The sequence below is a fragment of the Arthrobacter sp. MDT1-49-2 genome (assembly GCF_059090185.1).
Genome location: NZ_JBNHFK010000003.1, coordinates 109,731 through 132,373, shown reverse-complemented (window position 1 = coordinate 132,373; position 22,643 = coordinate 109,731). Strand labels below are relative to the sequence as shown.

The 22,643-nt window shown below is 67.9% G+C and carries 16 protein-coding genes and 1 pseudogene; 5 read left to right on the top strand and 12 right to left on the bottom strand.

What is annotated here, in order from left to right; all coding sequences use genetic code 11:
• Positions 1–16: 16 nt before the first annotated feature.
• From AC5RTS_RS05530 to AC5RTS_RS05520, 3 genes are read right to left on the bottom strand one after another with little or no spacing between them, the layout of a single operon-like run.
• Positions 17–3,496, bottom strand: a complete 3,480-nt coding sequence (locus AC5RTS_RS05530; protein WP_493991075.1) for an ATP-dependent helicase — start codon at positions 3,494–3,496, stop codon at positions 17–19.
• Entirely contained in the window at positions 3,493–6,783 is a 3,291-nt protein-coding gene (locus AC5RTS_RS05525; RefSeq protein ID WP_493991074.1) for an ATP-dependent helicase, read from the bottom strand. The genes AC5RTS_RS05530 and AC5RTS_RS05525 overlap by 4 nt, the downstream gene beginning before the upstream one ends.
• Positions 6,784–6,795: 12 nt before the next feature.
• A complete protein-coding gene (locus AC5RTS_RS05520; RefSeq protein WP_493991073.1) occupies positions 6,796–7,227 on the bottom strand; it encodes an MGMT family protein in 432 nt (143 codons plus the stop codon).
• 75 nt (positions 7,228–7,302) lie between these two features.
• Between AC5RTS_RS05520 and AC5RTS_RS05515 the strand changes: the two genes are divergently transcribed.
• The 4 genes and pseudogenes from AC5RTS_RS05515 to AC5RTS_RS05500 all read left to right on the top strand — a co-directional run bounded on the left by AC5RTS_RS05515 (position 7,303) and on the right by AC5RTS_RS05500 (position 11,016).
• Entirely contained in the window at positions 7,303–8,025 is a 723-nt protein-coding gene (locus tag AC5RTS_RS05515) for a 3'-5' exonuclease (protein ID WP_493991072.1), read from the top strand.
• 247 nt (positions 8,026–8,272) lie between these two features.
• Positions 8,273–9,253 carry a methionine ABC transporter ATP-binding protein gene (locus tag AC5RTS_RS05510; RefSeq protein ID WP_493991071.1) on the top strand — a complete coding sequence of 327 codons (981 nt, stop codon included), beginning with the start codon at positions 8,273–8,275 and terminating at the stop codon, positions 9,251–9,253.
• Positions 9,250–9,927, top strand: a pseudogene (locus AC5RTS_RS05505) (methionine ABC transporter permease); the annotation flags it as partial. The gene AC5RTS_RS05510 and the pseudogene AC5RTS_RS05505, both read left to right, overlap by 4 nt.
• Positions 9,928–10,176: 249 nt before the next feature.
• Positions 10,177–11,016: a MetQ/NlpA family ABC transporter substrate-binding protein gene (locus tag AC5RTS_RS05500; RefSeq protein WP_493991070.1), complete on the top strand. Its 840-nt coding sequence runs from the start codon at positions 10,177–10,179 to the stop codon at positions 11,014–11,016.
• Between the two features lie 112 nt (positions 11,017–11,128).
• Here AC5RTS_RS05500 and hemL read toward each other — a convergent pair whose 3' ends face one another.
• The 8 genes from hemL to hemE all read right to left on the bottom strand — a co-directional run bounded on the left by hemL (position 11,129) and on the right by hemE (position 19,871).
• Entirely contained in the window at positions 11,129–12,454 is a 1,326-nt protein-coding gene (gene hemL, locus AC5RTS_RS05495) for a glutamate-1-semialdehyde 2,1-aminomutase (protein WP_493991069.1), read from the bottom strand.
• The gene (hemB, locus tag AC5RTS_RS05490; RefSeq protein ID WP_493991068.1) at positions 12,454–13,437 is read right to left on the bottom strand and encodes a porphobilinogen synthase; all 984 of its coding nucleotides are present in this window, start codon (positions 13,435–13,437) and stop codon (positions 12,454–12,456) included. The genes hemL and hemB overlap by 1 nt, the downstream gene beginning before the upstream one ends.
• A 32-nt stretch (positions 13,438–13,469) precedes the next feature.
• Positions 13,470–14,333, bottom strand: a complete 864-nt coding sequence (locus AC5RTS_RS05485) for a uroporphyrinogen-III synthase (RefSeq protein ID WP_493991067.1) — start codon at positions 14,331–14,333, stop codon at positions 13,470–13,472.
• A gap of 19 nt (positions 14,334–14,352) precedes the next feature.
• The gene (hemC, locus tag AC5RTS_RS05480) at positions 14,353–15,309 is read right to left on the bottom strand and encodes a hydroxymethylbilane synthase (RefSeq protein ID WP_493991066.1); all 957 of its coding nucleotides are present in this window, start codon (positions 15,307–15,309) and stop codon (positions 14,353–14,355) included.
• Entirely contained in the window at positions 15,309–16,505 is a 1,197-nt protein-coding gene (locus AC5RTS_RS05475) for a ferrochelatase (RefSeq protein ID WP_493991065.1), read from the bottom strand. The genes hemC and AC5RTS_RS05475 overlap by 1 nt, the downstream gene beginning before the upstream one ends.
• Complete coding sequence (gene hemQ / locus AC5RTS_RS05470) at positions 16,502–17,209, bottom strand: hydrogen peroxide-dependent heme synthase (protein WP_493991064.1); 708 nt, start codon at positions 17,207–17,209, stop codon at positions 16,502–16,504. The genes AC5RTS_RS05475 and hemQ overlap by 4 nt, the downstream gene beginning before the upstream one ends.
• A 74-nt stretch (positions 17,210–17,283) precedes the next feature.
• Positions 17,284–18,807 carry a protoporphyrinogen oxidase gene (gene hemG / locus AC5RTS_RS05465; protein WP_493991063.1) on the bottom strand — a complete coding sequence of 508 codons (1,524 nt, stop codon included), beginning with the start codon at positions 18,805–18,807 and terminating at the stop codon, positions 17,284–17,286.
• A 2-nt stretch (positions 18,808–18,809) separates the two neighbouring features.
• Positions 18,810–19,871 carry a uroporphyrinogen decarboxylase gene (hemE, locus tag AC5RTS_RS05460; protein WP_493991062.1) on the bottom strand — a complete coding sequence of 354 codons (1,062 nt, stop codon included), beginning with the start codon at positions 19,869–19,871 and terminating at the stop codon, positions 18,810–18,812.
• A gap of 145 nt (positions 19,872–20,016) precedes the next feature.
• Between hemE and AC5RTS_RS05455 the strand changes: the two genes are divergently transcribed.
• Positions 20,017–21,366: a glutamyl-tRNA reductase gene (locus tag AC5RTS_RS05455; RefSeq protein WP_493991061.1), complete on the top strand. Its 1,350-nt coding sequence runs from the start codon at positions 20,017–20,019 to the stop codon at positions 21,364–21,366.
• Between the two features lie 21 nt (positions 21,367–21,387).
• Here the strand turns inward: AC5RTS_RS05455 and moeB are convergent, their stop codons facing one another.
• Positions 21,388–22,575: a molybdopterin-synthase adenylyltransferase MoeB gene (moeB, locus tag AC5RTS_RS05450; protein WP_493991060.1), complete on the bottom strand. Its 1,188-nt coding sequence runs from the start codon at positions 22,573–22,575 to the stop codon at positions 21,388–21,390.
• Between the last annotated feature and the right edge of the window lie 68 nt (positions 22,576–22,643).

Sequence of the window (22,643 nt, the reverse complement as noted above, 5' to 3'; positions counted from 1 at the left end):
AAACCCGTCCGCCGGCTCAGAACCCGGCGGACGGGGTGCTCGCTGCCTCCCGGATGATGTCCTCCAGTTCCGTTTCCCCGGCCAGGTTGAAGGGCCGGATGAGCTTGTCCGCCGCCACGTAGTAGAACGCGGCGCGCACCTTCTCCAGCGGCACACCCTTCAGCCGGGACCAGGCCAGCCGGTACACGGCCAACTGCATGGCGCGGACGTCCAGCTTCGATGACGACGGCGGCGCCCCGGTCTTCCAGTCGATCAGGTCCCAGGTGCCGTCGGCGTCCTGGAAGACGGCGTCGATCCGCCCCCGCACGACGACGGCGTCCACCTTGGTTTCCACCGGAACCTCGATGTAGGCGGGTGTCCGCTGTGCCCACTCGGATGCCTCGAACGTCGCCACCATGTCCTCGAGCTGGTACGCCTCGTCCACATAGGCATCGGCAGCCCCCGGATACTCATCGATATCCAGCATGCCGCTGCTGCCAAAGAACTCCTCAACCCAGGCATGGAAGGCCGTGCCCTTACGGGCAGCCATGCCGGGCTGGCGCGGGACCGGGCGGCGCAGCTGACGGGTCACCTCGGCCGGATCATCCTTCAGGTCCACCAGCATGGACGCCGAGATGTGGGCAGGGAGTTCCACCGGCACTACTTCATTGGGCGGACGGTGCCGTGCCAGCAGCAGCTCCGTTTCCCGGCCCCAACGGCCGTCCGGCACCGGGGCTTCCCTGCCGTCCGGGGACGAGGCGCGGTCAGCGGCCTGCCGCTCCGCGGCCGCCAGGACGGACTGCGCCGCAGCTTCCATCCGCGGGCGGCGAGAGCCGAGCGGATCCTTGGGCCAGGCGGCACGCTCGGCCTCGGCTAGGGCGGGGTTCTCCGTACCCTCCTCCTCGGCTGTCACCCAGCGTTCCAGGTGGTACCCGGGTGCGCCCTCCTGTTCCAGCTCGTACAGGTCCTGCAGGTAACGCGAGGGGCCCAGGGGCTTTGAACGTCCCCCGCCCCACGCGGAGGAGGTGCAGATCAGCACCGATTTGGCCCGGGTGAAGGCAACGTATGCCAGCCTGCGTTCCTCCCGTTCGGCATGGCCTTTGGCGTCTTCACTGAAGAGCTTCTCACTCTCCAGCCAGGACTTCTGGTCCACCTGCTCCCAGTCCCACTGTGGCAGGTCCAGGCTGTCGCCCCGAAGCGTCCACGGCACCGAGGAGTCGCCGCTGCTCCAGCGTGAATCCTTGTCGCTGGGGAAGGACGCCTCGTTCAGGCCGGGAACGGCCACGATGTCCCACTCCAGCCCCTTGGAGGCATGCACGGTCAGCAGCTGCACAGCCTCCCGGCTGGGTTCCAGCGGGGTGACGGGCAGCCCGTTTTCCTCGGCGTTGGCAGCTTCCAGCCAGGCCAGGAACGCGGCCAGGTCCACCCGTTCCGCGGATGAGCTGAAGGTAGCCGCGGCGTCGATGAAGGCGTCGAGGTTGCGGCGGGATTCATGCAGGGTGACGCCGGGTTTGGCCGCCACTTCAAGGTCCAGCAGGATCCTGCGCTCCACCTCACCGATCAGGGTGGTGAGGTCCTCCCCCACAAAGCCGCGAAGGTCCCGCAACTCATCGCGCAGCAGGGTGAGGCGGCGCAGCCCTTCCTCCGAGAGGGACCGGCCGGCGTTGGAGACCCAGCCGGCGCGCGGCAGTGAATCCACTGCTTCGACCAGGCTGCCGGCCTCCACGAGGTCGGCTTCGACCACCAGGTCCGGCCCTTCATCCGGGCCGTGGATGTCGGCCGCGTCCGCCACCCGGACGGCGCGTTCGCGGACCCGCACCAGGTGCCGCGACCAGTCCGCCAGGGCCATCAGGTCCGCGGGCCCCAGGCGCCAGCGGGCTCCGGAAAGGATGCGCAGCATGGAATCCGAGCGGCCCGGGTCCCCCAGTACCCGCAGGACGGCCAAAAGATCCACCACTTCGGGCGTGGAAAGCAGTCCGCCCAGTCCAACAATCTGGACCGGGATGCCGCGCAGTTCCAGTTCCTTGCGGATGGGTTCAAACTGCTTCCGGCCCCGGCAGAGGACGGCGACGGTGGGCCACAGGACGTTGCGGCGGTCGTCGTATTCGGCCTTCTGCTGCCGGTGTTTGGCCACCAGCTCGGCGACGGCTTCGGCTTCGCCCAGGATCCGTTCCCTGCCGTGCCGTCCGGGTTCCACGGACACATCGCAGAGGTAGCGCCCGAGGTACACCTCGCCGAGCGGCGCGCCGGGCCGGGCCTGCAGCTCGGGAACGTGCGGCAGCCGCTGGTGCTTGAGCCAGGGGGCGGCGTTGTTGAGCTCGCTGGAGACGGTGTTGGCGGCGGCCAGCACCGAGGTGGAGTTCCGCCAAGCCACGGACAGATTGGCCAGGGGCGCCAGGGCCCGCCCTTCCTCCGTGATCAGCGGGAATTTCTCCCGGAAGGTGCCCAGCTGCCCGGCGGACGCGCCGCGGAAACCGTAAATGGACTGATGCGGGTCACCCACCGCGGTGACCGAACGTCCGTCCCCGAACAGCTTGGAAAAGAGCACCATCTGCGCGTGCGAGGTGTCCTGGAATTCGTCCAGCAGCACCACCTTGTACTTGGCGCGTTCCATCTCCACGGCTTCCGGGATGGTGGCCGCTATGCGGGCGGCGAGTTCCACCAGGTCACCGAAGTCCAGCTGCCGGCGTTCGGCCTTTGCCTGCCGGTAGGCCTCCACCAGTTCGGTGACGGAGATACGGGTACGCAGCCGGTTGAGCATCTTCCGGGCCGCCTGCGTGGGCTCCTTGGGTTTGCCGAACTGATAGGGCAGCACGGAAACCGCGTCCACGTGGGCCTGCAGTTCGGCCCGTACCTCAGCGGGGGTGCGCAGGTGTTCGGAGCATTCCCCGGCCATTTGCAGCACTGCCGAGACCAGGGTGGATTTGGCTGCGGTGAAGTGTTCGTAGTCTCCGGAGTATGCCTCCACTACCTCGTTGGCCAGCTGCCAGGACTGCGCGCCGCCGAGCATCACGGAGTCGCGTTCAACGCCGATCCGCAGGCCGTAGTCGTTCACGATGCCGTTGGCGTAGGAGTGATAGGTGGAAACGGTGGGTTCCATCCGCTCTTCGGCGCTCTCATCCGGCCCGTCTGCCCCGCCGGCGGAGTCCAGCTGGCGGTACAGCAGGTTCAGGCGTCCGCGGATCCGGGTGGCCAGCTCGCCGGCGGCCTTTCGGGTGAAGGTCACCCCGAGAATCTGTTCGGGCCGGACCAGCCCGTTGGCCACCAGCCAGACCACCCGGTCCGCCATGGTTTTGGTTTTGCCCGAACCCGCGCCGGCGATGACCAGCAGCGGTTCCAGCGGACCCTCGATGATGCCGATCTGGTCTTCGGTGGGGTACTGGACGGGAGCCTGGGGTTCGGTATGCAGCAGTTCCGCCAGTTCCCTGGCGGAGTACCGCGGAGCTCCGTTCGCCGGCAGGGTGCCGTCCGGGTGCTCGTTGGTTCCGGATACCTCATCGGTTACGGAGGCACTCACTCGGTGACCTGCTTTCCTTCAGCGCACAGTGGACAGATTTCCGGCAGCCGGCAGCCGTTGCCGCCGAATCCGCTGCGGCCGGGATCGTGGACGGTTTCGAAGAACGCTGCCGACATCAGCCGTGCGGCGTCGGCCACCATGTCGCGGGCAGACGTATCCTCCGGGTCCAGCGGCGGCTGCTCCTGGACGGAAACACCCTTGTTGCTGGTCCCCAGCTGCACAAGGGCCGCGCCGCCGGGTACCTGCGGTGCCTCCGGGAAGGCACCCTCGCGGATAGCCTCCTGATAGGCCGCCAGCTGGGGATGGCCCGCAAGGTCATCCTTCTTCGGCGCAGACTTGCCCGTCTTCAGGTCCACGATGAACAGCCGCCCGTCGGCGTCCTGTTCCAGCCGGTCGATCTGGCCGCGCAGCAGGGCCGTCCGCGCTTTGCCATCGATCTCCACCGGCAGTACCACTTCGAAGTCCTGTTCCACGCCGGCGAGGGAGCGCCCGCTGCGCCGCATGCTGATGACGTATTCGGCCAGCTTGCGGACCATCGTTTCGGCGCGGTGGAAGTCCATCTGCCCCTCCCAGTTGTCCTTCATTCCGAGCGATGGCCAGCGCTTCTGCAGTTCGGCAACGTATTCGCTGCCTGACGCGTCCGGCAGGTCCTGGGCAATGGAATGCACCAGTGTTCCCAGGGAGCGGGCAAAGTCGGTCGCTTGTTCCCCGCCCGCAGCGGACACGAACCAGCTCAACGGCGACTTGAGTACGGCGTCGACCTTGGACGGAGACACGGGGATCGGGACCTCCGGAGGCAGGATCGGTTCCTCGGTGGAGAGCGGAGCCAGCCCCCACCACTGCTCAGGATGGGCGCCCGGGACGGGAACCGGATGATTGAGCATGGCGCCCAGCCGGTACACGGCTTCGTCTGCCGCACCTCGGTCGGCGTCCGGCTGCTGGGCGTGCCTGCGCAGCTCCGCCACCAGCGAGCGCAGGGTGCTGGGGCGCAGCACCTCGGTGCGCGCGCGTTTCTCCGCACCGGGTTCCAGCGGCGCCACCAGGTCCAGGAACTGCGAGGGCTGCTCGTCCTCCGAGGACACCGCCGTGCAGATCAGCACCTCCGTGGCACGGGAGATGGCGGTGGAAAAACTGCGCAGCTCATCGAAACGGATGGCCTGCATCAGGGTCAGCGGGCTGCGGTGGGCCCGGAAATTGCTCCCGTGTTCCACGGCTGCCACCAGTTCCCCGCTGCCCAGCAATTCGCCGCGCAGCCGCAGGTTGGGCCACACATCCTGCTGGATGCCGGCCACGATGACCATCGGCCATTCACGTCCGGCGGCGCTGGCCGGGGTCAGCAGTTCCACCGCTTCCCGGCGCTGGGCCCGGGCGGCCAGGGTATCCATCGGCAGCTCGGAGCTCGTGAGGTAATCCAGGAACTGCGCAGGCGTGGAACCCGGCAGCTGGTCCACGTACCGTTCGGCCGTCTGGAACAGGGCCATGATGGCATCCAGGTCCCGGTCCGCACGGGAAGCGGCGGGGCCGCCCGCCAGTGCTGTCTCGGCCCATTTTTTGGACCAGCCCGATGCCGACCAGAGTGCCCAGAGAACGGTTTCCGCGGTGGCCCCGGGTTCGGCGGCTGCCTGCCGTCCGGCGGTGAGCATCCCCGCGATGCGCCGGGCCGCGGTTCGGGCGTCCCACGGCAGGCCGGCAAGCGCCAGGCCGGAGGGGGATTCCGGGTCCAGCAGCGATTCGACCAGCAGCACGTCGCTGGTGCGTCCGCCGCCGCCGCTGAGTTCCTCGCGCCGCAGCGCCTGGCGCAGCCGGCGCAGTTCAAGCGTGCTGGCACCGCCGATGCGGGAAGTCAGCAGCGAAACAGCGAGTTCCGGGGTCAGGAGCTCCGGAGCAAGGACAACGGCGAAGGCGTCCAGCAGGGGACGGACGGCGGCTTCGTCGCGGACCGCTTTTTCGGCAACCGGGACCTTGACCTCAATGCCCTGGCCTGAGAGGTAACGCTGCAGTGCGGCCAGCTGCGCACCCGTCCTCACAATCACGGCCATGTCTTCCAGCGACCGCCCCTGCAGCAGTTGGGCTTCCAGGATCCGCTGGGCAACATAGCGCTGCTCATGCATGGGCGAATCAACCACGTGGGCTTCAGCGGCGGGCACGGCGGGTTTCCCGGCAACGGATTCGGCCCGGGCACCGGGGCTCGCCGGGGCACCCTCAGGACGCCCTTCGCGGTCCAGGAAGCGTGCATCCGCAACGGCCGTGCGGTAGGACGGCAATGATCCCACCACGGAAATGCGTGAGGCGGTCCGGGTCCAGGCCCCGGCCAGTTCCCCGGCCAGACGGTGCGAGGTGGTCAGGACGCGCGTTTGAATCCCGCCGGGGAAACGGTTCCCCAGCGTGCCCACCAGGTCCGGGCGGGCGCCGCGGAAGCCCTGGACCACTGTGTCCGGGCAGGCGGTGGCCATGGAATCTCCCGTACCTGCGAGAAGGGCAAACAGGCTGTGGATGGCGGGGTTGGCTTCCTGCAGGTCATCGACCAGCACCAGCCGCAGACGGTCCTGCTCGGCGGCCAGAAACTCGGGATCCGAGCGCAGGATGTTCAGCGCGGACGTAATGATGCCCGCCGGGTCGAAGGACTCCGGCATCCGCAAATCCAGGACATCGCGGTACTCGGCGTACAGGTCGGCCGCCGCCACCCAGTCGGGGCGGCCGTACCGCTGGCCAAGTTCCCGCAGCTCCTGGGTGGAAATACCGTATTCAATGACGCGGTCAAACAGCTGCCGGATTTCCTGCCGGAACCCTCGGGTGCCCAAGGCAAGGTCCAGGCTTTCGGGCCACGGCAGTTGCGGAACGCCGTGCTGCCCGTGTCCGGCCAGCAGTTCCTTGATAATCACGTCCTGCTCGGCGCCGGAGAGCAGTTTGGGTGCACGGGTGAGGTACGGCAGCCTTCCCTCGGTCTTGGCGCGGCGGATCAGGTCGAAGGCGTAGGACGCCCAGGTACGCGCCGGGGCGGTGCTCAGTGTGCCCTGCAGCCGGGCGGAGAGTGCATCCCGCAGCCCGGCGGCGGCAAGCCGGGTGGGGGCGAGCATCAACAGGTTCGCAGGATCCAGCCCGTCCCGTTCAATGCGGGCGACGGCGGCCTCCACCAGGACCGTGGACTTGCCCGTTCCGGGTGCTCCCAGGACCAGTACGGGACCGCTTCCGGCGGGAAGGTCCACCACGGCCTGCTGGTCCGCGCTGAGCTGCGGAACCGCGGCTGCGGCGGCAGCCGGCGAAACGAGTTGGAGTTTAACGCTCATGGCTCCACTTCATCATGACCCACTGACATTCCTGCTATCTGCGGAGCCCGGGGGTGGTGCGGCGCCGGACCCGGGATCCGCAGACGCGAGAAGCCGGTTGCGAAGGGCATCGAGGTGCTGCCACTGGTCCTCCGTCGGCTGCCAGCGTGCAGCGGCGATCAGCACCCGGTAACCGTTGCCGTCGTCGTCGGCCGTTCCCCGAAGGGGCGTGCCCTCCCGGCGGTAGTGTTCCCACGCCCGCCCGCCATGGCACCGGGGCGGCTGACCGGATGCACGCAGCACCCGCCACCAGCAGACCTCGGAACCGCGGGCGGACATTACGGCACCGACCTGACGCGGGCCGCCTGCTCCGAGCAGTTCGGCAATGTCGCCGTAGGACAGCACCCTGCCCGGCGGAATGAGATCCGCCACTGACAGCACCGCATCCGCATACTCTGCCTGCATATCCAGCAGGGTACCGAGGCAGCGGCACACCCCGCCAATTCCGGGATTGTCAGTACCCGCCGGTACGTTTGATGCATGAACAGCTGGCATGAACTCCCCCGGGCCGCCTTCGATCTGGAGACCACGGGCCGGGACCCGCAGACCGCACGGATAGTCACCGCATCCATCATCCTGGTCAACGGCAGGGGTGACACGCTCCAGCACCATGAATGGCTGGCCAATCCGGAAATACCCATCCCCGCGGAAGCCGCCGCCATTCACGGCATCACCACTGAGCGTGCCCGGGCCGAAGGCGGGCAGCCGGCATCCGTGACTGCGGAAGTGGCTGACGTACTGGGCGGTTTCTTCGCCGCCGGTATCCCCGTGCTGGCCTTCAACGCCTGTTATGACTTCACGGTCCTGGCCTGGGAATGCGAGCGGTTCGGCCTGACCGCCCCCAGCCCCTTCCCGGTGATTGATCCGTACATCCTGGATAAGCAGGTGGACCGGTTCCGCCGCGGCAAGCGCACCCTCACGGCCATGGCTGAACACTACGGCGTGGGTTTTGAGAATGCCCATACGTCCGCTGCGGACGTGGCCGCCACCCTGGAAGTTGCAGCGGTCATGGCGGCGAAATACCCGGAACTGCAGTGCGACGCAGCGCAGCTCCACGAGTCCCAGATCGGCTGGGCTGCCGGGCAGGCGGCAAGCTTCCAGGAATTCCTGCGGCGGCGGAACCCCGAAGCCGTGATCGACGGCGCCTGGCCGCTGCGCCCGGCGCAGGATCTTGATCCGTTGGCGGTCCTGGACCCGGCCTGACCGCCGCCTTCGGCCCGTCGTCACAGGCCGTCACCTTGGCTCACCGCCCGTTGCCGTCATGAGATACTGGTAGTTGTGTCTGGCGCTGATGGCGCCCGGGCGTACCCGCGCACCATGCGCGCGCAACCCGCCCCGCGCCACGAGATTGGCGGGCACCCTCCGCACGGCCGGCCCTGGCCACGGCACGCCTGAGTGCCCCTCTCCAGGCACACCCCTGTCCGGCCGCTTACGCATATGACGAGGACCAATGATCACAGTTACCGACCTCCGCAAGGTCTACCGGCAGGGTGAGCGCGATGTCACCGCCCTGGACGGCGTCAGCCTTAGCGTGCCCAAGGGCTCGATCCACGGCATCATCGGACATTCCGGTGCCGGCAAATCCACCCTGGTGCGCTGCCTGACCCTGCTGGACCGGCCGACGTCGGGCTCCGTCACCATCGACGGACGCGAGCTGACCGCGGTGAAGGACTCCGAGATCCGTGCGGCCCGCCGCCGCATCGGCATGGTGTTCCAGCACGCGAACCTGATGGATTCGCGGACTGCTGCTGCCAATATCGCCCACCCGCTGGAACTGGTGGGAACCAAAAAGAGCGTCATCGACGCCAAGGTGCAGGAGCTGCTGGGCCTGGTTGGCCTGGAAGGTTTTGCCGGGGCGTATCCCGCCCAGCTCTCCGGCGGCCAGAAGCAGCGCGTCGGCATTGCCCGCGCCCTGGCCTCGGATCCCGATGTCCTGCTCTGTGACGAGCCGACGTCTGCCCTGGACCCGGCCACCACCGACGACATCCTGGACCTGATTTCGGACCTGACCCGCAGGCTGGACCTGACGGTGCTGATCATTACCCACGAAATGAACGTGGTGAAGCGCATCTGCGATTCCGTCTCCCTCCTGGAGGCCGGCCGCGTCGTGGAGCACGGCCCGCTGCGCGACGTAGCCTCCGACCTGCGCGGCCGCCTGGCCAAGCAGCTCATTCCCCTGCCGGCCACTCCCCCGTCCCCGGGCGGTCCGGTGCTGGAGCTGCTCTTTACCGGGCAGACCACCTCGGACCCGGTGCTTTCAGCCCTGACCCGCCGCTTCGACACGGACGTCAATGTTTTGGCCGGCAGCGTCGAGCTGCTGGCCGGTACCCGCTTCGGACGGCTCCGCATCCAGCTGGACACACATACCGACATGACCGCAGTCCATGAATACCTCGCCCTGCAGGGCGTCACCGTGGAGGTGGCCGCATGAATTTCCTGACCGAGCTTTTCGACAATCCCGGCATTACCAAGGCGCTGCCCGAAGCCGTGGTGGAGACCCTGCAGATGGTCGGCATTTCCGGCTTCTTCACGCTGCTGATCGGCCTGCCGCTGGGCGTGTTCCTGCACACCAGCGCCCCGGGCGGGCTGCGCCCGCTGCGCATCACCAACCGGATTGTCAGCGACATCATCGTCAACATCACCAGGTCGGTGCCCTTCGCGATCCTGGCCGTCACGCTGATCCCGCTGGCCCGCCTCGTCACCGGAACCTCCATCGGCCCGATAGCTGCCTCCGTATCGCTGAGCATCGCCACCATTCCGTTCTTCGCCCGTCTGGTCGAAAACGCCCTGCGTGATGTCTCCGGCGGCAAGATCGATGCCGCGCTCGTGATGGGGTCCACCAAGATGCAGGTGATCTCCAAGGTCCTGCTGCGTGAGGCCATGCCCGGCCTCGTGGCCGCCCTGACCACCACCATGGTGACCCTGGTCGGCTACTCGGCGATGGCCGGCATCATCGGCGGCGGCGGCCTGGGCCGGCTGGCCTACAACTACGGCGTGCAGCGTTTCGACACCCAGGTGATGCTGGTGACCATTGTCGTCATTGTGGCCCTGGTCCAGATCATCCAGCTGGTGGGTGACTGGTTCTCCCGCCGGGTAGACCACCGGTCCGCTTCGGGCAGCGGCAGGCGCCGCCGTCCGGCCGCAGCCGTCTCCGGAACCGACGCCGCAGCCGCCGTGCGCCCTGCCGGTGCGGCGGACCGCGAACGGGACGGCGCCGCCGTCTGACTCCCCTCAGGTTTCCGCACAGTCCGGGCAGTTTCCGGACTGATTCCCGGATCTGCAGCCAGTAGCCGCTAGCTGCACCCCACCCGCCGGCGGAGTTCCGTCACGGGTTTCGCGAAAGGAACGCACTAGATGCGTAAAGCACTAACCCTCGTTGCCACCGGTGTGGCCACGGCTCTGGCGTTGACGGCTTGCGGTGGATCTGATTCCGCCCCCAGCGCCGTAGAGAGCCTTGACCCCGCCAATCCGGTAACCCTGACCGTGGGCGCCAGCCCGACGCCGCACGCCCGGATCCTGGAGTTCGTCCGTGACAACCTCGCCGAAGAGGCCGGGCTGGAGCTGGAAATCCAGGAGTTCGACGACTACATCACGCCGAACATTTCCCTGAACGACGGCGACAGCGACGTCAACTACTACCAGCACCTGCCATACCTGGAATCCCAGATGGAAAGCCAGGGCTACGACTTCGAGCACGGCGCCGGCATCCACATTGAGCCGTACGCTGCGTTCTCCGAGAAGCACGACGACGTCTCCTCCATTGAAGACGGCGCCCGGGTGATGGTCACCAACGACCCCTCGAACCAGGCACGCGCCCTGAAGATGCTCGAAGATGCCGGTCTGGTGAAGGACATCGCCGACGATTCCTCCGTGCTGACCCTGACGGACGAGCAGAACCCGAAGAACCTGGACTTCCAGGAGAACCAGCCTGAACTGCTGGTGAACGATCTGGGTGACGCAACCGTGGACCTGGCCATCATCAACGGCAATTACATCCTCGAGGCCGGGCTGAGCACCGATGACGCCCTGCTGGTGGAATCCGTGGAGGGCAACCCGTACGCCAACTTCCTCGCATGGAAGACCGGCAACAAGGATGCCCGGATCGACAAGCTCGAAGAGCTGCTGCACTCCCCCGAGGTCAAGGCCTTCATCGAAGAGACCTGGCCGAACGGCGACGTGACGGCCGCGTTCTAGGCCACCGCCAAACAAAAAACCCCGCACCTGCCAGGTGCGGGGTTTTTTGCTGTCCGGCTGCGCTTCCCGGGCCAGGGCTGCGCTTCCCCGGACTAGGGCTGCGCTTCCCGGACTAGGGCTGCGCCTGTGCGGCGGCCTTGGCGGCTGCCGGCAGGGCCGCGTAGATGCGGTCCATCGCGGCGTCGTCGTGGGCGCCCGAAAGGAACCACGCCTCGAAGACGGACGGCGGCAGGTACACCCCGGAATCCAGCATGGAGTGGAAGAACGGCCGGTACCGGAAGGCTTCCTGCGCCTGTGCCTGCTCGTAGTTGTGCACGCCGGTGGCGGAGGTGCCGAAGGCCACGCTGAACAGGCTGCCTGCGCGCTGGATGCTGTGGTCCACGCCGGCCTTGTCCAGTTCGGCGGAAACCGCGGCAGAGAGCTCCGCGCTGCGGGCGTCCACCGTGGCGTAGACCTCGGCGGTCGCGGCCTTCAGCGTGGCGACGCCAGCGGCCATGGCGATCGGATTACCGGAGAGGGTGCCTGCCTGGTAGACCGGGCCCAGCGGGGCCAGATGGTCCATCACATCGGCGCGGCCGCCCAGTGCGGCCACGGGCATGCCGCCGCCAATCACCTTGCCGAAGGTGAACAGGTCCGGCGTCCAGCCTTCGACGGCGCCGGTGAGACCCCAGTAGCCGGCCGGGCCGGTACGGAAGCCGGTCAGGACCTCATCGAGGATGAGCAGGGCACCGTGCGCGGCAGTGATCCGGGACAGCGCGGCGTTGAAGCCCTCGTCCGGGGTCACCACGCCCATGTTCGCGGGCGCGGCCTCGGTAATCACCGCGGCAATGTCTGAGCCGTGCTCGGCAAAGGCCTTTTCCACGGCGGCAACGTCGTTGTACGGCAGCACCAGGGTCTCCGCGGCGGTGGCCGCCGTGACGCCGGCGGAGCCGGGCAGTGCCAGCGTGGCCAGGCCGGAGCCGGCGGAGGCCAGCAGGCCGTCCAGATGGCCGTGGTAACAGCCGGCGAACTTGATGACCAGGTTACGGCCGGTGTAGCCGCGGGCCAGCCGGATGGCGGTCATGGTGGCTTCGGTGCCGGTGGAGACCATCCGAAGACGCTTCACACCGGGCACCCGGTCCATGACCAGCTGGGCCAGCTCGGCCTCAGCCGGGGTGGAGGCGCCGAAGGAGAGCCCGTTGTCGACGGCGGCGTGCACGGCGGCCAGGACATCGGGGTGGGAGTGGCCTACCAGCGCCGGGCCCCACGAGCAGACCAGGTCCACGTACTCGCGGCCCTCGGAGTCCGTGATGTACGGCCCCTTCGCGGAGACCATGAATTTCGGTGTGCCGCCCACCGAGCCGAAGGCGCGGACCGGGGAGTTCACGCCGCCGGGCATCAGGGCCCGGGCGCGGTCGAAAAGCTCGTCATTGGAAGACGGTGTGACAGGTGAGGACATTACTTGCTTTCCTTCAGCCAGGCTGCCAGCTCGGCGGCCCAGTACGTGAGAATCATGTTCGCGCCGGCCCGCTTGATGCCCAGCACGGACTCTTCGATGGCCCGGCGGCGGTCAATCCAGCCGTTGGCGGCGGCAGCTTCAATCATCGCGTACTCGCCCGAGATCTGGTAAGCGCCCACCGGCACCGGGGACATCGCTGCCACGTCCGCCAGCACGTCCAGGTAGCTCATGGCCGGCTTGACCATCACCATGTCGGCGCCTTCTTCGAGGTCCAGCTCCACTTCCAGCAGAGCCTCGCGCCGGTTCGCCGCCTCCATCTGGTAGGTCCGCCGGTCGCCCTTGAGCTGGGAGTCCACGGCTTCGCGGAACGGGCCGTAGAACGCGGAGGCGTACTTGGCGGCGTAGGCGAACAGGGACACGTCCTGGTACCCCGCTTCGTCCAGGGCCTGGCGGATGACGGCAATCTGGCCGTCCATCATGCCGGACGGGCCAAGCACGTGCGCGCCCGCGCGGGCCTGTTCCACGGCCATCCGGCCGTAGATTTCCAGTGTGGTGTCGTTATCCACCACACCGTTTTCGTCCAGGACGCCGCAATGTCCGTGGTCGGTGAATTCATCCAGGCAGACATCGCTCATGATCACCAGCTCGTCGCCCACCTCCTCGCGGACGGCGGCAATTCCGCGGTTGAGGATGCCGTCCGGGTCCGTGCCGGCACTGCCCGCGGCGTCGCGCTCGGCGGGGATGCCAAAGAGCATGATGCCTCCCACCCCGAGATCCACCGCCTCTGCTGCTGCCTTCTTCAGGGAATCCATGGTGTGCTGGACGACGCCGGGCATGGAAGTCAGTGGATTCGGCTCGGTAATCCCCTCGCGGACAAAGGCGGGCAGGATCAGCTCGGCCGGATCGAGCCGGAATTCGGCGGTCAGGCGCCGCATGGCGGGGGTGGTGCGCAGCCGGCGGGGGCGGTGCTGGGGGAAGCTCATAGAGGTAAGTCTGCCTTCCGGTATTGGGGGAGCTAGTTTTTGGAGCCCGTTGACATAGCAACGGACAGTGCCTGCGCTATTCCCTGCGGAGTCGGCCGTTCCGCCACGGCATGCGGCGGCAGGTCCAACCCGCGCATCTGCGCGGCGGTACTGTCGCCGATGGCCACCAGCAGTGTTCCGGCAGGTACCGGGGAACAGCGCCGCGCAAAACGCAGGGCAATGCTGGGCGAGGTCAGGACGACGGCGCGCGGCCCGGCAGGTGCCCGGGTCCGGAATTCCGAAGGGTCCAGCAGCCCGCCGGGCGGAACAGAGGGAGTGAAGCGCATTCCAGCGGCCGGGTAATCCACGGTGCAGTACGCGGTTACGGCGCGAACATCCCAGCCCATGGCCGTCAGCGCATCATGCAGCGACGGATCGGCAATGTCGGCCTGCGGCAGCAGGACCCGCAGGTCTCCCCCTTCGGGGTCTGTCCCGGAGGGGTCCGGCCAGGACGCAGCCAGGCCGCGGGCAGACTGGTCGGAGTCGGGCATGAAATCGGCATCGAAGCCGGCTTCCTCCAGGGCCTGCCGCGTGCCGGCCCCTACTGCCGCTATCCGGGTATCCGCCGGAACCACGGTTCCGGGGCGGATACCCAGCGCAGCGCACCGGTGCGTGACGGCCCGGACCGTAGTCACCGAGGTGAACACCACCCAGGCGAACCGTCCGGCGTTGAGCGCATTCAGCGCCCTGTCCAGTGCCGCGGTGTCCGCCGGGAACTGGAAGTCGATCAGCGGCATCAGCGCGACCGTTGCACCGCATGCCTCCAGTTCCCGGACCATGGCCGAAGCCCGGTCCGGGGTCCGCGGAAGGACAATGCTGAGTCCGGTGAGGTCCGGACCGTTGTGCCTGACTGCCATCAGCAGCTCCTGCAGGGCATCAGCTGGCGGGCAGATCTGTGAGCTGCCCGGCTCCTGCTGCCAGCAGTTCCTCGGCCACCTGCACGCCGAGGGCGCGGGCCGCATCTTCGGTGAGCTCGGCGACGGCGGCGTTGCGCCGCAGCAGACGGGTCCCGTCATCGCTGCAGACCACTGCTTCGAGGCTGATGCTGCCGTCCTCCACATGGGCCAGCGCGCCTACCGGGGCGGTGCAGCCGGCTTCGAGCCTGCCCAGCATGGCGCGCTCGGCGGCGACGGTGAGCCTGCTCTCCCGGTGGTCGTAGGCCTCCAGTGCCTTCGCCAGCGCCCCGTCTTCGGCATCGGCAGCGCGGCATTCCACGGCCAGGGCACCCTGGCCGGGAGCGGGCAGCATCACGGCGGGATCAATGAATTCGGTGATGACGCCCACCCGGCCCAGCCGGGCCAGCCCGGCGGCAGCCAGCACCACGGCGTCGAGGTCTCCCGGCGCGCCTTCCATCAGTCCGGCCACACGACCCAGACGGGTATCCACATTGCCGCGGATGTCCACAATCTCCAGGTCCGGGCGGGCGGCCCGCAGCTGCGCCGCACGGCGGGGTGAGCCGGTGCCGATCTTCGCTCCTGCCGGCAGCCCGGCCAGGGTCAGGCCGTCACGGGCGCACAGTACGTCGCGTACGTCCACGCGCTCGGGAATGGCACCGAGCGCCAGCCCCGGGGCCGCCGCCGTCGGAAGGTCCTTGAGCGAATGCACGGCGACATCGCAGTCCCCCCGCAGCAGCGATTCGCGCAGCGCGGCGACGAAAACCCCGGTGCCGCCGATCTGGGACAACGCGGCCCGGTTGATGTCTCCCTCGGTCCGGACGCGCACCAGTTCGACGTCGAACCCGCCGAGGGTGGAAAGGGCTTCGGACACGGTGGTGGTCTGCGTGACCGCGAGCGCACTGCCGCGGGTCCCGATCAGGACGGGCGAGTGGGCCACTATTCGACGCCCACAGTGGAATCGGCGCCGGCGATGGTCGGCTTTTCACCGCGCAGGTTCGCGCAGCAGCCGGGACGGCAGACGTCGTACCAGGGGCCGAGCGGGGTGAGGGCGGGGCGGTCGGCGATGGTGTTCTCCGCCGTCCGTTCCTGCACCAGGTCCACCAGGCCGGCCACGAAGGTGTCGTGGATGCCCGGCGTCGGCGTGCGGTCCGCAGCCAGTCCCAGCTCCTTGCAGGTATCCATAGCCTCGGTGTCCAGGTCCCAGATCACCTCCATGTGGTCGCTGACAAAGCCGAGCGGCACAATGACGACGCCGTTGACACCCTTGGCGGGAAGTTCGGCAATGGCGTCATTGATGTCCGGTTCGAGCCAGGGGATGTGCGGGGCACCCGAACGGGACTGGTAGACCAGCTGCCAGTCCAGGCCGGCGGCTTCGGGGATCCGGTCGATGATGGCGCGGGCGTTGGCCAGGTGCTGGGCAACGTAGGCGCTGCCTTCTTCGAACTCCCGGTCGCGCGGACCGGAGGCTTCGGCATCCGCGGTGGGGATGGAGTGGGTGGAGAAGAGGATTTCGATCTTCCCGTCCGTCATGCCCGCGGCGTCAAGCTGCGCGCGGACCTTGGCGATCGACTCGCGGACACCTTCCACGAAGGGCTCCACGAAGCCGGGGTGGTCGAAATACTGGCGGACCTTGTCCACCTGCAGCTTTTTGTCCAGCCCGGTCTTCAGCAGGTTCATGCCGAGGTCCTCGCGGTACTGGCGGCAGCTGGAGTAGGAGGAGTAGACGCTGGTGGTGACCATGAGGATGCGGCGGTAGCCGGTGTCATAGGCGTCCTGCAGGACATCCTTGATGTAGGGCGCCCAGTTGCGGTTGCCCCAGAGCACGGGCAGCTCGACGCCGCGCCGGGCCAGTTCGGCCTCCAGTGCAGCCTTCAGCGCACGGTTCTGGGCGTTGATGGGGCTGATGCCGCCGTTGGCCCGGTAGTGCGTGGCCACTTCTTCCAGCCGTTCATCGGGGATGCCGCGCCCGGCGGTGACATTGCGCAGGAAGGGAATTACGTCTTCCTGGCCTTCGGGGCCGCCGAATGATGCCAGCAGGATGGCGTCGTAGTGCTTCGGTTCCATGCGCCCGTTTTCGTCAACCCCTTCGAGCGGGTTGAATGCGGCGGGCTCGTGGGAAACGTCGGATGTCATTTAAGTACCTCGGCAACATCGGCGGCCGGGATACGCCGGCCGGTATAGAAGGGAACTTCCTCGCGGACATGGTTGCGGGCTTCAGTGGAACGCAGGTGGCGCATCATGTCGACCAGGTCAACCAGATTGGGGGCCTCCAGGCCAAGGATCCATTCCCAGTCGCCCAGGGCGAAGGAAGCGACGGTGTTCGCAAGGACCTGGGGGAATTCGCGGCCCAGCATGCCGTGGTCGCGCAGCATCTTGCCGCGTTCCTCGGCGGGCAGCAGGTACCACTCGTAGGAGCGGACAAAGGGATAGACGCAGATCCAGGCTTCGGGCTCGATGCCGCGGGCAAAGGACGGCCAGTGGTTCTTCGAGAACTCCGCATCGCGGTGCACGCCCATGGCGGACCAGGCGATTTCGGTGTTCGCGAAAAGTTCCGTGCGCCGGATCCGGCGCAGGGCTGCCTGCAGCTCTTCGGGCTTGCTGCCGTGCAGCCAGACCATCACGTCGGCGTCGACGCGCATCGCTGATACGTCGTACAGGCCGCGCAGCGTCACGTTGTTCGCGCCGAGGTCCTTCGCGAGGGTCTCAAAGGCCTCCACGGCACCGTCCGAGACGGGTGCCGTCGGCGCTCCGGACCGTTTGAATACGGTCCAGAGGGTAAAGAACTGTTCTTCGTTGCCAGCCGCCCCGGAGGCGCTCTGATCCATCGTCTCACTCATGATTAACAGTCTGCCCCTTGCTTGTGGGTAAATCGAAACACAGAACTTCTACGGGTTGTAGAAAGTGGTTAATGTCACACCTGCCGCAATGCCCGGGCCAGCTCTGCCATCCGGGTGCGGGTGTCCGCGGTTACCGCGGCCAGGCCGGTACCGGCCAGCCAGGCGCCGACGGCTTCCAGTCCGGGCACTTCGGCCACCGCGGCCCGGACCGCTGCCACCCGCTCGCCGTGGCCAACCGCAGCGGAGGGCAGTGCGCCAACCCAGCGCACGACGTCGGCACCGACCACGTCGTCGGCCCCGAGGGAGACCTGCAGCAGCGCGGAGGCATCCGCTATGGCCTGGCGGATCAGGTCCTCGTCAGCGCGGTCGGCGTGGGCGGGCTCGGCGGCGTCGTCGTCCGGCGAAAGCGCACGTCCATAGGAAAGCCGCAGCACGTGTGTCCCGGGTCCGGTGGAATCCGCGAGCCACTGCCATTTGGCAGTGGCGTGGGTCAGTGCCTTGGCATCCACGCCTTCCACGTCCCGAGCCACCAGGACGCCGGTGCCGCGCGGCATCGCGTCAAGTTCCGGCCGGTCCACTACCAGGGTGACCAGTGCAACGCCGGGGCCAGGCGAGGGCTTGTACGCCGAGACTTCGGGCAGGGCGCCGCCCATCAGGTCCACGGCGGCCGGTCCGTCCGTGGCAACCACCACGGCATCGGCGGTGAGTTCCCGGGTTTCGCTGTCCGCTTCCGCGCGGATCTGCCAGCCGTCGTTATGCCGGGTAAGCGCCCGGGCCCGAGTAGCGGGAAGCAGCAGCACGCCCAGGGCGTCGAGATCAGCCACCAGGGTCTCGGTAAGGCGGCCCATGCCGCCCTCCAGCCCCGCTACCGCCGAGCCGGCCGGGGCGGCGGCGCGGATGGCTCCCACCGCTGCCGCCAGCGATCCGTGTTTGGCAATGGCGTCACGGAGCCCCGGGGCAACGGAATCCACGTCCAGTACATTCGGATCGGCCGAATAGACCCCGCCAACCACCGGGGTGACCAGCCGGCGAAGCACTGCCTCACCCATCCGGCTGCGGACCACCTCGCCCAGGCTGACAGACTCCCGTCGCTGCAGGGACCCTACCGGCAGGACCTTGTCCAGGGCAGCGCGGGCAGCACCCACCCGGCCCAGGGCACGGGCAATTTCCGGATCGCGCGGATCCGCGGGGATGCCCAGAATCCCGCTGGCAGGCATCCGCTGCGCGCCGGAAGGCAGGTCATCGGCAGCCAGCTGCAGCCAGGAACCGGCAGGGTTTGGCTGCACGACGGCGCCGGACAGGCCCAGCTCGGCGATCAGTTCGGGCACGGCGGTGGACTTGGTGGCGAAGGATTCGGCTCCGCTGTCCAGCCGGATGCCGGCCACCTCGTGCCGCCCCACGCATCCGCCGAAGGAATCGGAGGCGTCCAGTACGGTGACGCGGATGCCGGCCCGGGCCAGATCGCGCGCAGCGATCAGGCCGGAGATACCCCCGCCCACCACAACGGCCGAGGGGACATTCTCGGGCGGGACGCCCGGCGCGCTGCTCTTGGCCGGCTTGGCTGACCGGCCGGTTTTAGCGGGGAAACGGTGCGGCATGGTTACGGCTCCACCGAATGAATCAGTTCGACCACGCGCGTCAGCACGGTGGCATCGGTTTCCGGGGGAACGCCGTGGCCAAGGTTGACCACGTGGCCGGGAGCGGAGGCACCGGCAGCGAGGACTTCACGGACGTGGGCTTCCAGGATGGGCCATGGCGCACTGAGCAGGGCGGGGTCGATATTGCCCTGCAGCGGGGTACGGCCGCCCAGCCGGCGGTTCGCTTCATCCAGCGGAAGCCGGTAGTCAACGCCCACCACGTCCACGCCGACGTCGCGCATGGCCACCAGGAGTTCGGACGTGCCGGTGCCGAAGTGCACCAGAGGCGCTCCCAGTCCGCGGACATGGTCCAGGGCGCGGGAGGAGGCCGGGGCTACGTGCCGAACGTAGTCCGCCAGGCCAAGGGAACCGGCCCACGAATCAAACAGCTGTCCGGCACTGGCGCCTGCTTCCAGCTGGGCGCGCAGGAACATTCCGGACGCGTCCGCCGCCCAGGCGGTCAGGGCCTGCCAGGCCTCCGGGTCCGCGTGCATCATGGTGCGCGGGCCGAGGTGGTCGCGGGACGGCTTGCCCTCCACCATGTACGCCGCAAGCGTGAACGGGGCACCGGCGAAGCCGATCAGCGGCTTGGACCCCAGCTCGGCAACCGTCAGCCGGACCGCCTCACGGATCGGCTCCAGGGCTTCCTCAGTCAGCCGCGGCAGGGCGGCGACGTCCGCCGCGGTCCGCACCGGCGAACCCAGGACGGGGCCGACGCCGGGAACGATATCCACGTCCACACCGGCGAGCTTAAGCGGGATGACGATGTCGGAGAAGAAGATGCCCGCATCAACATCGTGGCGGCGCACCGGCTGCAGGGTAATCTCCGCAGCGAGCTCCGGACGCAGGCAGGAGTCGAGCATCCCGATTCCCTCGCGCGCCTTCAGATACTCGGGCAGGGAACGGCCTGCCTGGCGCATAAACCACACCGGGCGGCGCGTCGGCGTGCCGCCCCGGTAGGCGGTGATCAGGGGGGAATCGGCCGTGCGGCCATCCAGCAGCGGATGAGTGGCGCTAAGAGTCATACTTTGATTCTCTCCAAAATCCGCGGCAATCGATAACCCGGGGCCTTCCGCACCCTCGGGGTGTCCCTTCTCACACCCCGGCAGGTGTGATTCCGGCCGGCCCGGTTGAAGGGAACCTGCCGGGGGTGGCTAGTATTGACCTACTGTGGTTCTACTTTCCCTTATTGCTACGCACACCGACGTAGACCTGGAGACTGTCGCCCGCCTGAGTGCCGGCGCGTCCGAGGTCCCGTCTTCGCTGGTCGAATCCGGAACCGCCGTCACCGGCTCCGTGGTCCTTGCCACTTGCAACCGGCTGGAGGTGTACTGCGAAACGAAGTCCGACGACGACATCGAGGCCGCACGTTCCGCCGTCGTCGCAGAGATCAGCCGGCTCTCCGGCATGAGCGAGGACCAGGTGTCCCGTTCCTTTGCCACCAATACCGGCGAATCCGTGGCCCAGCACCTGTTTGCCGTGGGCGCGGGCCTGGACTCGGCCGTGGTGGGCGAACGCGAGATTGCCGGCCAGGTGCGCCGCGCGCTGATCGAAGCGCAGGAGTCCGGCACGGTCAGCGGCGGGTTGAGCAGATTGTTCCAAACCGCTTCCCGCACCGCCAAGGATGTCGGTGCCATGACAGCCCTCGGTAAACGGGGGCTTTCCATTGTCTCGGTTGCCCTGGGCCTGGCCACCGACCTCTCCGAAGACACTGACTGGTCGAAGAAGTCGGTCGTGGTCTTTGGCACCGGCGCCTACGCGGGCGCCACCATGGCCCTGCTCAAGGACCGCGGCTGCACCGACATCAGTGTCTACTCCTCCTCCAACCGGGCCGAGTCCTTCGCCGCTTCCCGGGGCGGCCGGCCGCTGACGCGGAAGTCCCTTCCGGAAGCGCTGACCAAGGCCGACGTCGTCATCGGCTGCAGCGGCAGCGACAGCCAGGTCAGCGCCGACGATGTCCGCCGCGTCCGCGAGGCAGCCGGCAACCCGCTGATCATCATTGACCTTGCCCTCACCCACGACTTCGATCCAGCTGTCCGTGAGATCGACGGCGTCGAGCTCATCACCCTGGAGTCCGTGCGGCTGGCAGCCCCCGCCGAGCAGGCCGAGTCCCTGAAGCAGGCCAGCAGCATTGTGGCGGAGGCAGCAAAGAACTTCTCCAAGCAGCAGCTGAGCCGCGAAATGGATTCCGCCATCATCGCGCTGCGCCGGCACACCTTGAACGTCCTGGAATCCGAACTGGAAAAGGTCCGCTCCCAGCACGGCTGCTCCGGCGCGGCCGAGGAAGTGGAATTTGCCATGCGCCGCATGGTCAAGCAGCTGCTGCATGTGCCCACGGTCCGTGCGCGGGAGCTCGCTGCCAGCGGCCAGCAGGAGGACTACATCCGCGGACTCGAAGCGCTGTACGGCATCACCGTGGACCGCGCGGATACCGCCACGCCCGCTGCTGTCCCCTCCCCCGCTGCCGAAACAGCGGCGGAAGCAGATGACACGGGCCGGGACGAACCCAGGTCCGCCTAGCTCCGGCTTGTTCCACTCCGCCTAGTACAGCGGTTTCTCCGGTTCCACCCGGCGCACCCACTCCAGGATCCCGCCCGTGACGTTGTAGACCTCCGGGTATCCCTCTCCCCGCAGGTAGGCAGCCACTTCCGCGGACCGGCCCCCGGATTTGCAGTGCACATAGACCGGCCGCCCCGGTTCGGGCCGGAATCCCCCGGCCAAAACCGTTCCGCGGGGTGCCAGCCGGGCGCCTTCGATGTTGACAATGTCGTGTTCGCCGGGCTCCCGCACGTCCAGGAGCTCGAAGTCGCGCAGCCCCGCGGCGCGTTCGGAGAGCAGTTCCTGCAGGACCGCCACATCAACTTCGGGGCCGTCCGCGGCCGTGGGAGGCGCTATCCCGCAGAACGCCTGGTAGTCAGTGAGCTCCGTGACCGGTTCCGCCGCCGGGTCGCGGCGCACCTTCACCTCGCGCCAGCTCATGTCCATTGCGTTGAAGACCAGCACCCGGCCCAGCAGGGTCCTGCCGGTTCCGGTAATCAGCTTGATCGCTTCGTTGACCATCACCGACCCGATTTGCGCACAGAGCACCCCCAGCACCCCGCCTTCGGCGCAGGAAGGCACCGATCCGGGCTCGGGTGCCAGCGGAAACAGGTCCCGGTAGGTCGGCCCGTGCAGGCCCCAGAACACGCTGACCTGGCCGTCAAAGCGGAGAATGGACCCCCACACATACGGTTTGCCCAGGATCTCGGCCGCGTCGTTGACCATATAGCGGGTGGCGAAGTTGTCCGTGCCGTCCACAATCAGGTCATAACCGGAGAAAACGTCGAGCACGTTTGAATTATCCAGCCGCTCCCGGTGCAGGATGAGGTTCACCAGCGGATTCAGGCCGGCCACGCTGCGGGCTGCCGATTCCACCTTGGGGCTGCCGACGTCGGCCACACCGTGGATCACCTGGCGCTGCAGGTTGGACAGGTCGACGACGTCGTCGTCCACAATGCCGAGCGTTCCCACGCCGGCGGCCGCCAGGTACAGCAGCGTCGGGGATCCCAGTCCGCCCGCCCCCACCACCAGCACCCGGGCGTTCTTCAGCCTGCGCTGGGCCTCGGCACCGAACCCGGGGATGATCAGGTGCCGGGAGTAGCGTTCCGTCTCTTCGCGGGTGAGTTCGGCGCCGGGGGCCACCAATGCGGGTAGTTCCGTGGCGGGGACCGGCGAACTTGCTAAGGTCATGAAGTCCAATCTAAGCCACTGGTCCGGCTCTTGGAGCTGTCGCTACAAACACCCGCAGGTAAAATAAT